Annotated in this window: 8 protein-coding genes; all 8 read left to right on the top strand. The window is 35.1% G+C overall.

The window, feature by feature from the left end:
- The first annotated feature begins 69 nt into the window (after positions 1–69).
- Positions 70–2262 (top strand): glycoside hydrolase family 48 protein, encoded by a 2193-nt coding sequence (locus BEE63_RS04950; protein WP_066020322.1) that lies wholly within the window; start codon positions 70–72, stop codon positions 2260–2262.
- Positions 2263–2286: 24 nt separating this feature from the next.
- Entirely contained in the window at positions 2287–3762 is a 1476-nt protein-coding gene (locus BEE63_RS04945) for a cellulase family glycosylhydrolase (protein ID WP_242874693.1), read from the top strand.
- Positions 3763–3887: 125 nt separating this feature from the next.
- A complete protein-coding gene (locus BEE63_RS04940) occupies positions 3888–6017 on the top strand; it encodes a glycoside hydrolase family 9 protein (RefSeq protein ID WP_066020320.1) in 2130 nt (709 codons plus the stop codon).
- A 15-nt stretch (positions 6018–6032) separates the two neighbouring features.
- Positions 6033–6686: a cohesin domain-containing protein gene (locus BEE63_RS04935; RefSeq protein ID WP_066020319.1), complete on the top strand. Its 654-nt coding sequence runs from the start codon at positions 6033–6035 to the stop codon at positions 6684–6686.
- A 27-nt stretch (positions 6687–6713) separates the two neighbouring features.
- On the top strand, positions 6714–8531 hold the full coding sequence (locus tag BEE63_RS04930; RefSeq protein WP_242874691.1) for a glycoside hydrolase family 44 protein: 1818 nt from the start codon (positions 6714–6716) through the stop codon (positions 8529–8531).
- 63 nt (positions 8532–8594) lie between these two features.
- Entirely contained in the window at positions 8595–10208 is a 1614-nt protein-coding gene (locus BEE63_RS04925) for a glycoside hydrolase family 9 protein (protein WP_066020317.1), read from the top strand.
- Between the two features lie 102 nt (positions 10209–10310).
- Positions 10311–11597 (top strand): dockerin type I domain-containing protein, encoded by a 1287-nt coding sequence (locus BEE63_RS04920; RefSeq protein ID WP_066020316.1) that lies wholly within the window; start codon positions 10311–10313, stop codon positions 11595–11597.
- 22 nt (positions 11598–11619) lie between these two features.
- Positions 11620–14145, top strand: a complete 2526-nt coding sequence (locus tag BEE63_RS04915) for a dockerin type I domain-containing protein (protein ID WP_066020315.1) — start codon at positions 11620–11622, stop codon at positions 14143–14145.
- Positions 14146–14171: the final 26 nt, after the last annotated feature.

The raw sequence follows: 14171 nt of genomic DNA, 5'->3' as shown, positions 1-14171 counted from the left end.
GGCAGTATATACAAATAAATTATTTGATTTAAACTATGTTAATTAATTTATTTAAAAGGAGATATTAGTATGTTAAAAACAAGTAAAAACTTTAAGAAAGTAATGGCTGTAGCACTTACATCTACAGTTATGGTTACCTCATTATCAGGAATATTTAATAATAAAGTTTCAGCTGCTACAAATAGTACTACTATAAAGCAAAAATATGACAATCCTTATACTGAAAGGTTTGAGGAAATGTATAATAAGATCCATGATTCTAATAATGGATATTTTAGTAAAGATGGTGTGCCATATCATTCAGTTGAAACCTTTATAGTTGAAGCACCTGATTATGGACATGAAACTACAAGTGAAGCTTTCAGTTACTATATGTGGCTTGAAGCAATGCAGGGAAAACTTACAGGAGATTACAAAGGAGTAGGTACTGCATGGGATACAGCTGAAAAATATATAATTCCATCACATGCAGATCAACCTGGTATGGATAGATACAATACTAGTAGTCCAGCAACTTATGCACCAGAATGGGAAGACCCAAGTAAATATCCAGCTCAAATGGATCCTGGTGCTGCAAAGGGACAAGATCCAATAAGTGATGAACTTAAATCAACATATGGAACTTCAGACATGTATGGAATGCATTGGTTAATGGATGTAGATAACTGGTATGGTTTTGGAAATCATGCAGATGGAACTTCAAAGAATTCATATATAAACACTTATCAAAGAGGAGAACAAGAATCTGTTTTTGAAACAGTACCTCAACCTTGCTGGGATTCTTTCAAATTTGGCGGACAAAATGGATATCTTGACTTGTTTACAAAGGACAACAGTTATACAAGACAAGCTAAGTATACAGATGCACCAGATGCTGATGCCCGTGCAATACAGGCAACTTATGAAGCAGCTGAGGCAGCTAAAGAAGATGGAGTTGATTTAAGCACGGATATAGGTAAAGCTTCTAAAATGGGAGATTACTTAAGATATGCTATGTGTGATAAATACTTTAGAAAAATAGGTGATTCAACTCAAGCAGGAACAGGTAAAGATGCAATGCATTATTTAATGTCATGGTACTATGCTTGGGGTGGATCTCAGAATAATGACTGGTCATGGAAGATAGGCTGCAGCCACAGTCACTTTGGATATCAAAATCCATTTACTGCATGGGTACTTTCAAGTAATGATGCAGACAGTGGTGCTTTCAAACCTAAATCAGCAACTGGTTCAACTGACTGGGCAAAGAGTTTATCAACACAACTTGATTTCTATCAATGGTTACAATCTTCAGAAGGAGCTATAGCAGGTGGAGCTAGTAACTCAAATCATGGACGTTATGAAGCTTGGCCATCAGGAACAGCTACATTCAATGGAATGGGATATCAAGAAGAACCAGTATATCATGATCCAGGCAGCAACACTTGGTTTGGAATGCAAGCATGGTCAATGCAGCGTATAGCTCAATATTACTATACAACAAAAGATGCAAAGGCAAAGAACTTACTTGATAACTGGGTTAAGTGGATAAAGTCAGTAGTTAAAGTAGATAGTGCAAAAGGAACATTTGAAGTACCATCAACATTAAGCTGGTCAGGACAACCAAATTCATGGAAGAATGGTGATGAGCATACAACAAATTCCGATTTACATGTAAATGTTGTTAATTATTGTACAGATATAGGAACAGCATCCTCACTTGCTAATGCACTTTCATATTATGCAAAAGCTACTGGAGATACTGAATCACAGCAACTTGCAGCAACTATGCTTGATGATATGTGGAATAACTACAAGGATGATAAGGGTGTAGCTGCTCCATGCGTAATGGATTCTTATAACCGTATATTCAATCAGGAAGTATATATTCCACAGGGATGGACTGGAACAATGCCTAATGGTGATGTAATTAAATCAGGAGACAAATTTATAGATATACGTTCAAAGTATAAACAAGACCCTGATTATGCTAGAGTTAAGGCTGATGTTGAAGCTGGAAACAAGAGTATATTTAATTACCATCGTTTCTGGGCTCAAAGTGAATATGCGATAGCTAATGCAACTTATGGAAGTTTATTCCCAGTTGCTCCTGTTTACGGAGATGTAAATGGTGATAAGCAGGTTAATGTACTTGATGTAATAACACTTAAGAAATATTTAAAAGATGACTCTGTTAAAATAAATAAAACTAATGCAGATATAAATAAGGATGGAACAGTTAATGTAATGGATTTGATTTTACTCAAAAAAATGTTGAAATAGAATCTTATTGAGAGGTGTTTTAATTTGAAAAAGAGGAGAGCTTGTCTCAGCATTTTGCTAGCATCTCTGATGACAATTAGCAGTACCTTTGGCAGCCTGGTTTATGCAGATGATGTTACAGTAAAGCCATCTAATGATTACTTACACACAGATGGCAGTAAACTTTATGATGACTATGGCAATCAAGTAAGAATGACTGGTATTGCGTGGTTTGGACTTGAAACACCTAACTATTCCTTTCACGGTTTGTGGGCGAATAGGCTTGATAACATTTTGGGTATAGTAGCAGATAGTGGATTTAACACCCTTAGGGTGCCACTATCTGTTGAACTTGTAAATCAGTGGAGACAGGGAATCTATCCTAAAGCTGATTCACTTAATGACTATATAAGCCCTGAAATGAAAGGATTTACTAGTCTTCAAGTACTTGACGCAGCAATAGCTCAGTGTAAAAAAGATGGAATTAAAATTATGCTTGATATGCACAGAATAGAAAGTGCTGGTCAAACAAATCTATGGTATACGAGCAAGTATACTACAGATGATTACGAAAAATGCTGGCAATATCTTGCAGATCGTTATAAAAACGATGATACAGTTATAGCAGCAGATATATTTAATGAACCTCACGGAAAAGCATATAGAAAAGAAGAATCTGCAAAGTGGAATGACTCCACAGATCCAGACAACTGGAAGTATGAAGCGGAAAGAGTAGGCAAGAAAATTCTTGCAATAAATCCAAAGCTTCTTATAGTTGTTGAAGGAGTTGAGACATATCCTAAGAGTGGTTCATACTCTGGAAGTTCAAGCGCTGATGATTACTACGGCGGCTGGTGGGGAGGAAATCTTAGAGGAGTTAAAGATCATCCTGTAGATTTAGGCACTGCAAGTAAGCAAGTAGTATATTCACCACATGAATACGGGCCTGGTGTATCAGATCAGTCATGGTTTGATAAAGATTTCACCGAGGATAGTCTTACAAATGATGTTTGGCGTCCAAGTTGGTTTTATATACAGGAACAAAATATAGCACCACTTCTCATTGGAGAATGGGGTGGAAATATGGACGGTGGAAAAAACGAACAATGGATGAGCTACCTTGCTAAATTTATTGCAGATAATAATATGAATCATACTTTTTGGTGTGTAAATGCAAATTCTGGTGATACAGGTGGAATTCTTGGATATGATTTTAAGACTGTAGATACCAAAAAATTAGCACTAGTACAGCCAACACTTTGGAAAGATGAAAAGACAGGAAAATATATGGGGCTAGATCATGAAGTGAACCTTGGGAAAAATGGTACTCATGTACAGCCGAAAGACGACATTATTACGGGTGATCTTAATGGTGATGGTGTTGTTAATGTATTGGATTGTATACTAATGAAAAAGTACTTACAAAATGGATCAAGTGTATATGATAAAAAGTATGATTTAAATGGTGATGGACAAGTAAATGTTCTTGATCTGATCCTTTTGAAAAAAATGTTGAAATAGATATTATATGATGTACCACTTCAAAGCTTAGCATTTATTAAAAAATATGTTGCGAAGTGGTATATCTTTGTGTATAAAAAATAATTTTATGGTAGCCATAATTAAAAAAATTGGTGGTGAGAGTAATGAGATCAAAGAAATTAAAAAAAATTATATCAATTCTAACAATGTCTGTAATGATGCTATCTGTAGGCAGCTTTGGTTCAAATAGAGCTTTAGCTGATACGAAAGACAGTAATTTTAATTATGGAGAAGCACTTCAAAAATCAATAATGTTTTATGAATTCCAGCGTTCAGGTAAATTGCCTACAACCAAAAGAGATAATTGGAGAGGCGATTCAGGAATGGATGATGGTAAGGATGCAGGGTTAGATCTTACAGGTGGATGGTATGATGCTGGAGATCATGTTAAATTTAACCTTCCGGCGTCATATTCTCTTTCAATGCTTGCATGGTCGTTATATCAAAATAAAGATTCATATGTAAAGAGTGGACAACTTGAATACTTGGTGAATGCTATGAAATGGTGCAGCGATTATTTAATGAAATGTAATCCATCACCAGATGTATTTTACTATCAAGTAGGAGATTCAGGACTTGATCACAAGTGGTGGGGTCCCGCAGAAGTAATGCAGATGGATAGACCATCTTTTAAACTTGATGATGATAATCCAGGATCATCGGTTTCAGCAGAAGCAGCAGCTGGACTTGCAGCACTTGCAGCAGATTTAAAAGATAGTGATCCTGATTATGCAAAGAAATGTATAAGTCATGCAGAGAATTTATTTAATTTTGCAGATAAAACCAGAAGTGATAAAGGATATACGGCTGCAAGTGGATATTACAGCTCAAGTTCATTTTATGATGATTTATCATGGGCAGCATGCTGGCTTTATCTAGCTACAGGCGATAAAACTTATCTTGACAAAGCAGAATCATATGTACCTAATTGGGGCACAGAGCAGCAGACCGATATAATAAGTTACAAATGGGGCATGTGCTGGGATGACGTCCACTATGGTGCACAGATGCTTTTAGCTATGCTTACCAATAAACAAATATATAAAGATTCTGTTCAAAGAAATCTTGATTTCTGGACTGTCGGATATGATGGAAATAAAGTAACTTATACGCCTAAAGGGCTAGCTTGGTTAAGCTCATGGGGTTCTTTAAGATATTCTATGGCTACTGCGTTTTTAGCAGATGTTTATTCAAAGTGGTCGGGCTGCGATGCCGACAAAGCAAAAATTTATGAGAATTTTGCCAAGAGTCAGGTCGATTATGCACTAGGAAGCAGCGGAAGAAGTTTTATAGTTGGATATGGAGTAAATCCACCACAGCATCCACATCATAGAACATCTCAATCTTCTTGGTTTGATCAAAAAATTGTACCTGGATATAACAGACATACACTTTATGGCGCAATGGTTGGAGGACCAGATGCATCTGATGGCTACAAAGATGATGTTGAGAATTTTAATCAAAATGAACCAGCCTGTGATTATAATGCTGGACTAGTAGCAATACTTTCAAGTATGTATGGAAAGTACGGCGGAGATCCAATAGCAAACTTTAATGCTATTGAGAAACCTACTAATGATGAATTTCATGTTGAAGCATGTGTAAATGCTACTAATGATAAAAATTTTGAAGAAATAAAAGCAAAAATATTTAACCAAACAGGATGGCCAGCAAGGGTTACTGATAAATTGTCATTTAAATATTTTGTTGATATAAGTGAGCTTGTAAAGCAGGGATACAGTGCTAAGGATGTAACAGTAAGTACTAATTACAATGAGGGAGCAAAGGTATCACAGCTTATGCCTTGGGATGAGAAAAACAATATATATTATGTGAATGTAGATTTTACAGGGACCAAGATATATCCTGGTGGACAATCTGCTTATAAAAAGGAAGTTCAGTTTAGGATGTCAGCACCAGATAATGCTAACTGGGATAATTCAAATGATTTTTCTTTCACTGGAATGCCAACTACTCCAGGAGGCGACCTTGCGGTAATGAAAAATATACCAGTATATGATGATGGAGTAAAAGTTTATGGAGATGAACCTAATAAAAATATTACTTTACTTGGTGACGTAAATGACGATGGAGTTGTTAATGTACTGGATATTTTAGCAATGAAAAAATATCTTAAAGATAACACATTTAAAATAGATTTGAAAAATGCGGATTTAAATGGCGATGGACAAATTAATGTACTGGATTTTATATTATTAAAGAAAAAAATGTAAGAGAGGAAGATATTAATGAAAAGAAATGTAGTAGCTTTAGTTATAGTTGTATGTTTAGTTATAGTTGTTGGAATTGGTATAGGACGTACAAAGCATAACGCTGGAACGAAAAAGCCTAATACTGTAGGAATTGGAAAACAAAATACAGTAAAGAAAGCTCCAATAAAAAATTCTAACACTGCAGCAGCAAAAGAAGAAAATAAAAACCAGAATGCTGAAACAAAAGTGTCTAACAATGAAGTAGGCGGCATGAACTTTAAAATAAGTAATGCATCTGGAAAGCCAAATGAAAATGTAAGTGTAAATATTAATATTGATAATCTTAATAAGAATGTAATATCCGGTTGTCAATTCAATTTGACATATGACAAAAATATTTTAGAGGTTGCCAGTGTTTCAGCAGGAAACATTCTTAACGATAGTAAAGATAATTTTGAATACAAAACTGACAATGGAAATGGAAAAATAGCATTTTTATACGCAGATGGAAGCAAGGGTGAACAATTAATAAACAAGGATGGCGCATTTGCCACAGTTAATTTTAAGATAAAAGACGGAAGTAAAAAAGGTAAAACTGAAATAACATTTAGTGGAGATAAAAGCCTTTATAATAAGGATTTAAAAAAAGTTAACGTTAACTTTCAAAATGGAAGTATTAATGTGAAATAAATAATAAGTAAAAGGAGAGGATTTATTTTGAGAAATAGAAAGATTGCTTTAGCTGTTATGCTGATGTTCGCATGCAGCACAGTATCAACAAGTGGTATAAGTGCTTTAGCAGATACGACTAATGATATAAATGTAAGTATTGACACTAGTGCAGAAAAGTCAGCTATAAGTCCATATGTATATGGCACTAACCAGGATTTATCTAATGCAAAAGTACAGGCAAGAAGAATTGGAGGAAATAGAGCAACAGCATATAACTGGGAGAATAATTCATCTAATGCAGGAGCAGATTGGAAAAATGAAAGCGATGATTACTGGTTAACTAATTATGATGTTCCAAAGGATGAATATGATCAGCCGGCTTCAGTTTATACAACTTTCCATGACAAATCTCTTGCAATGGGAGTACCTTATTCACTTGTAGATCTTCAGGCAGCTGGCTATGTTGCAGCTGATAAGGATTCAACTAATACTCCTGGTGCTGCGCCATCATCAAGATGGAAAAAGGTTGAATTTAATAAACCTACAGCATTATCACTTACACCGGATACAACTGATGACACTGTTTATATGGATGAATTTGTAAATTACCTTACAAATAAGTATGGAAAAGCATCAACTTCAAAGGGAATAAAGGGTTATGAAATGGATAATGAGCCAACACTTTGGCCAAACACTCATCCACTTGTTCATCCTGATAAGACTACCTGCAAAGAAGTTGTAGATAAAAACACTGAACTTTCAAAAGCTGTAAAAAAAGTAGATCCAACAGCAGAAACTTTTGGACCTGCATTATTTGGTTTTAGTGCATATAATTCACTTAATGATGCAGCTGATTGGAAAAGTATTCAGAGCAGTGGTAATTATCAATGGTTCATAGATTACTATCTAGACCAAATGAAGAAAAATTCAGATGCAGCAGGTAAGAGACTTATTGATGTACTTGATCTTCATTGGTATCCAGAAGCTAAAGGCGGCGGAAGTAGAATAGATACTGGTAATGTTGATATTACTAATATAGATTGTAATAAAGCTAGAATGCAGGCACCAAGAACTTTATGGGATCCAAATTACACTGAGGATAGCTGGATAGGCCAATGGGGTAAGTCGGGGCTCCCATTAATTCCTAAGGTTAAAGCATCAATTGATAAATATAATCCTGGTACAAAACTTGCATTTACAGAGTATAACTATGGCGGTGAAAATCATATATCAGGTGGAATAGCAGAGGCTGATGTATTGGGTACATTTGGAAAACAGGGCGTATATATGGCAAATTTCTGGGATTGTGAAAAAGATAATTCATATGTACAAGCTGCATTTAACTTATATAACAATTATGATGGTGCAGGCTCAAAATATGGAGATACAAACGTAAAATGTGATACTTCAGATGTTGATAATAGTTCAACTTATGCGGCTACAACTAGTAATGATGGAAGTAAAATGGACATAATTGTTATGAACAAAAATTATAATACTCCTATGAATTTTAACTTTAATGTTAATAGTGATAAAACATTTACTTCTGGTAAGGTATGGGGTTTTGACAGCAATAGTTCACAGGTTACTCAGAAAGATGCTATATCTTCAATAAGTGGTAATAAATTCACTTATAAAATACCAGCACTTACTGCGGTTCATATTGTTCTAAATGCAGATAATAGTGTTCCTGGAGATTTAAATGGAGATAAAGTTACAAATGTATTAGATCTTATTACAATGAAAAAATATTTAAAGGATAGTAGTACAAAGATAGATGTAAAAGCAGCAGACTTAAATAAGGATGGCACTATTAATGTACTAGATTTAATTGCTCTTAAAAAACTTATATCAAACAAATAATATAGTTATAAAAAATTATACAGGGATGACAAAACTTACGTTTAATAAAAAGGGGGGAGTATAATGAAAAAACTTACGGCTTGCTTAACGGCGTGCTTTTTAGTGGCTGCACAAGTTGTTCCTTTTAATGTATCAGCGGCGGATACCAATCAAGATCATAATTATGCAGATGCTTTTTCAAAATCAATTATGTTCTATGAGGCAAATTGGTGCGGCTCTGGTCAGGAAAATAATAGATTTAAATGGAGATCTGCATGTCATGAAAATGATGGCAAGGATGTTGGACTTGATTTGACAGGTGGATTTCACGATGCAGGTGACCATGTAAAGTTTGGTATCACAGAGGCATATTCAGCATCTACTTTAGGATGGGCTTACTATGAATTTAAAGACACATTTAAGGAAAAGGGACAAGATAAGTATATGCTTAATATATTAAAGCATTTTACTGATTATTTCTTAAAATGTCATACTGATAAAGATACTTTCTATTATCAATGTGGAAACGGAGATACAGATCACAGTTATTGGGGACCGCCAGAAACTCAGCCGACATCAAGACCGACTATGTTTAAGGCAACTCCAGGAACTCCAGCATCAGATGTATGTGGAAGTACAGCAGCAGCTTTGGCACTTATGTATATAAACTATAAAGATATAGATGCAAATTATGCAAATAAGTGCCTTACAGCAGCAGAAGAACTATATAATTTAGGTAAGAATTATAAAGGTCTTAGTCAGGCTCAATCATATTATACATCTTCAGATTACTGGGATGATCTTGCATGGGGAGCAGTATGGCTCTATTCGGCAACTAATGACAATAGTTATATGAGTGATGCAGATTCATTTCTTCAATCTAAAAATGTAAATCAATATTATGATTTTAACTGGACACACTGCTGGGACAATGTTTTAGGCGGAGTTCTCGTTAGAAGGTGTGAAATAGGTAATAATACTGATATGTACAAAAAGCTTGTTGAAAAAAATATAAATGATTGGAGAAATTCAATTAAAACTACTCCAGGAGGTCTTAAATGGCGTGAAGATTGGGGTACATTAAGATATTCAGAAGCAGAAGCTATGATGGCTGCTGTATATTATAAAGATACTAATGATCCTGATGCTCTTGATCTTGCAAAAGGACAGGTTGACTATGCACTTGGAAGTAATCCAGCTAATATGTCCTATGAAGTAGGATTTGGTAGTAATTATCCTAAATTCCCGCATCATAGAGCTGCAAGTGGAAGAGACGAAACTAAAGGTGAAAAGAAGACTCAGCCTGAAAAGCATATACTTTATGGAGCATTAGTTGGAGGTCCTAATCAGAACGATGTTTATACTGAGAGTATAGATGACTATCAGCATTCTGAAGTAGCTATAGATTATAATGCAGGCTTTGTTGGAGCTTTAGCTGGCATATCAAAATATTATGGACAAGGTCAGTCAGCTGAAAAAATAAATGATCCAGATGTTAGAGACAATGGATCAGTAACGCCATTAAAGGGAGATTTGAATAACGACGGAGTCGTAAATGTTTTGGATCTCATATTGTTTAAAAGATATCTTAAAGGTGACACAACTTTAAAGGTAAATACTGCAGTTATGGATATGAATGGTGATGGAAATATTAATGTATTAGATCTTATACAACTTAAGAAAATGCTTACTAAATAATAGTATTAGTGAAATTTTAAACTTATATATGTAATGCAATTTTGCAGCATATATAAGTTTAGTTTCATACTATTACAATTAATTTTGAAAGAAGGCTACGCAATGAAAAGAAAAAGGACAATTGCTGCATTAGTAGCTGGTGTTTTTTTAACTACTTTAATGAGCTTTTCTGCTACAAAAGTAAATGCAGCTACAACGAAGGAAAGCACGACAACTACAGAGAGTACAACTGGGGGAATAAACTGGATGAATGGTACTAAGTATTTTCCACTTGGTGCAAATTATGCCTGGAAGGATTGGGGAAATGACTTCAGTGATAATGGTTGGGATTATAGATTCACACAAATAAAAGCTGATTTTGATGATATGAAGTCAAAAGGTGTTAACGCGGTTAGATGGTGGGTTTTTTGTGATTCGTGGGCAGCACCACTTTTCTCAGATGCTAAAGGTGGATTGTGTACAGGACTTCCTGATAAATGGGTAGATCATATGGAGGAAGCTGCAAATTATGCAAATTCTAAAAACATGAAAATATATTTCACGTTCACAAGTTTTGATGTAGCTAGAACTACTAACAATTTTTATCATGGAAATATTATTGATGATTTAAAGGTAAGAAAAAGTTTTATAGATAATGCGGTAACACCTATTGTTAAGCAGCTTGGTACTAACCCAGGTATAATGGGATGGGATGTTGTAAATGAGCCTGAATGGATGATTTCAGATACAGATGGAGGAGCACCTAATAAAGAACTTACCACGTTTTCATTAAGTACTTTAAGATCATTTGTTAAAGACATGGTTGATTGCATACATCAATATGCAAAACAGCCAGTAAGTGTTGGTTCAGCTAGTTTGAAATGGTTAGGAGAGCAGTATGATTTTTGGTCAGGACTTAACCTAGATTTCTACGATTTTCACTGGTATGATTGGGCAACGCCATGGTTTAATCCACTAAAAACATCAGTTGATCAGCTTAAAGTTAAACTTGGCAAGCCTGTTATATTAGGAGAAGTAATGCCTGATATGCAGAATTCTTCAGTTAAGGAATCACATCAGCAGGTACTGGAGCAGCTAGCTAAAAATGGGTATAGTGGATACATGTTGTGGTCCTGGACTGACAGTAAAATAAATTGTCAAAATGCAACTGCACCTGATTTTGCTAATTTTACTAAAGCACATCCTGAACTTAATATAGATAAGACAGATAATACATTAGCATGTGATGTAAATGGTGATGGTGTTGTAAATGTATTAGATGTTATAGCACTTAAAAAATATTTAGCTGATAGTTCTTTTAAAATAAATACTGTTAATGCAGATATAAATAATGATGGAAATATCAATGTGTTGGACTTAATTTTATTAAAAAGATCTTTGGGAAAGTAATTGGGTAAAAGGGAGTGAAGAAATGAATAAAAAATTAATTAGCATTGTTGCAGGGATTAGTCTTGCTGTAACTAGTTCGGCTGGAATTTTACCATGGAAAGCACATGTAAGTAAAGTAGCAGCAGCGACTACTCAAACTGTATCAACGCAAAAATATAAATGGGATAATGTAAAAATTGAAGCTGGAGGATATGTTCCAGCAGTTATATTTAATAAAACTGAAAAAGGTTTAGTATATGCTCGTACAGATATGGGAGGAGCGTATAGATTTGATGTTAAGAATAATAAATGGGTATCAATTACTGATGGTTTCGCAGATTGGACACTTCAAGGTTGCGAGAGTATAGCAACAGACCCAATTGATACTAATCGTGTGTATATAGCAGCAGGTCTTTATACTAATGATTGGCAAAATGAAAACGGATATATTCTTAGTTCAAAAGATAAAGGTAATACATGGCAGAAATATGAGCTTCCATTTAAGGTAGGAGGCAATATGCCGGGAAGAAACATGGGTGAAAGACTTCAGATAGATCCTAATGATGATAAAATACTTTATTTAGGAGCTAGAAGCGGTAATGGACTTTGGAGAAGTGAAGATTATGGACAGACCTGGTCAAAAGTAGATAGTTTTACCGATACGGGTGACTTTGTTCAAGATTCTTCTAGTGAGTATACAGCAGATAAAGTTGGGGTAGTATGGGAAACTTTTGATCCTACAACAGGAACAAAAGGAAGTCCAACTCAAACTATATATGTTGGTACAGCAGACAAAACTGGAAATAATATATATGTCAGTCATGATGCAGGCAAAACATGGAATCCTATAAAAGGTGAGCCAACAGGATATCTGCCTCAGCATGGAATACTCAATTCAGAAGGCATGCTCTATGTATCCTACAACAACAATTGTGGACCATATGTAGGAACTGACGGAGAAGTTTGGAAGTATAATACAAAGACAGGTGAATGGACAAACATAACTCCACCTCCAGTAGGAGATAGTAAAGTAGGAGGTTACGGAGGTATTGCTGTAGATGCACAACATCCTGATACTGTTATAGTTGCAACACTAAATAGATGGTGGCCAGATGAAGAAATATACAGAAGTACAGATGCAGGAAAGACATGGAAACCTATATGGGACTGGGCTGGATATCCAAATCGTAATTTAAATTATAATTTAGACTATTCAAAACAGCCTTGGCTTGATTGGGGTAAAACTGGAGTAACTCCACCAGATCCACTAGTTAAATTAGGCTGGATGATGGGAGATCTAGAAATTGATCCGTTTAATTCAGATAGAATGTTCTATGGGACAGGTGCAACTCTTTATGGAACTGATGATTTAACCAACTGGGATAAAGGCAAGAAGATAGATATTTCAGTAAAAGCAGATGGAATTGAAGAGTGTGCTGTAAATGATGTTGTATGTCCATCAAAAGGCGCACAACTTTTAAGTGGTGTTGGTGATAATTGCGGATTCTATCATGAGGATATAACTAAGGTTCCAAGTAGGATGATGACAACACCAACCTTTAATGGTGCATCAAGTATCGATTATGCAGAGAATGTTCCTAATTTCGTTGTTCGTGTTGGAGATGTTGATACTAGTAAGAACTCTCAGGATAAGGACTGTGGAGTTTCTTATGATGGTGGTAAAGACTGGAATTCGGTTGGGAGCAATATACAGGGGGTTTATAAACCGGGAACTGTAGCAGTATCACCTGATGCTAAAACTATTGTATGGTCTCCAGCTGAAGGTGCAAGTCCAGCATACAGTACTGATACTGGTGCTTCATGGACTACGTGCAAAGGACTTCCTCAAGCAGTAAAGGTTAGATCAGATCGTGTAAATCCAAAGAAATTCTATGCTTTTGGTGGTGGAAAGTTTTATGTTAGTACAGATGGAGGAGCTACATTTACTGCAAGTGCAGCAAGTTTACCTAAAACTAACAATAATATTTTTAAGACTGTCATAGGACATGAAGGAGACATTTGGATTTCAGGTGAAAAAAATGGATTATTGCATTCAACTGATTCAGGTGCAACATTTACTAAGGTATCCGGTGTTGATGATTCAGAGACAGTTGGTTTTGGAAAGTCAAAAACTGATGGTGGATATCCAGCTATATATATGAATGCTACAATTAGCGGAACTACAGGAGTATTTCGTTCTGATGATGAAGGAGCTACTTGGACAAGAATAAATGATGATGATCATCAATATGGAAGCCCAAATTACTGTATAACAGGAGATCCTAACAAATATGGAAGAGTTTATTTTGGAACTAATGGCAGAGGTGTCATCTATGGTGATATTGATGAAAGTAAGCCACCTGTAGTATATGGTGATATAAATGGCGATAATGTAGTAAACGTAAATGACTTAATCTTGCTTAAGAAATATCTTAAAGATTCAAGTACAAAAATCAATCTAGAAGCAGCAGATTTAAATGGAGATGGAAGTGTTAATGTTCTTGATGTAATACTTATGAAGGAGTATTTGTCAGGTAAGATAACCAAATTTCCAGCAGCTTCAAAATAGTATTTAAGTAAAAAAGGTGGTGATTT

This window comes from Clostridium pasteurianum (assembly GCF_001705235.1).
GTDB classification, from domain to species: Bacteria; Bacillota; Clostridia; order Clostridiales; family Clostridiaceae; genus Clostridium_S; species Clostridium_S pasteurianum_A.
This window is presented reverse-complemented; position numbering and strand designations above follow the sequence as displayed.

What these genes read in the sequence shown, in the direction of transcription:
- BEE63_RS04920 (WP_066020316.1), top strand. Translation starts at nt 10,311, where the DNA reads ATGAAAAGAAAAAGGACAATTGCTGCATTAGTAGCTGGTGTTTTTTTA.
- BEE63_RS04925 (WP_066020317.1), top strand. Translation starts at nt 8,595, where the DNA reads ATGAAAAAACTTACGGCTTGCTTAACGGCGTGCTTTTTAGTGGCTGCA.
- BEE63_RS04950 (WP_066020322.1), top strand. Translation starts at nt 70, where the DNA reads ATGTTAAAAACAAGTAAAAACTTTAAGAAAGTAATGGCTGTAGCACTT.
- BEE63_RS04915 (WP_066020315.1), top strand. Translation starts at nt 11,620, where the DNA reads ATGAATAAAAAATTAATTAGCATTGTTGCAGGGATTAGTCTTGCTGTA.
- BEE63_RS04940 (WP_066020320.1), top strand. Translation starts at nt 3,888, where the DNA reads ATGAGATCAAAGAAATTAAAAAAAATTATATCAATTCTAACAATGTCT.
- BEE63_RS04935 (WP_066020319.1), top strand. Translation starts at nt 6,033, where the DNA reads ATGAAAAGAAATGTAGTAGCTTTAGTTATAGTTGTATGTTTAGTTATA.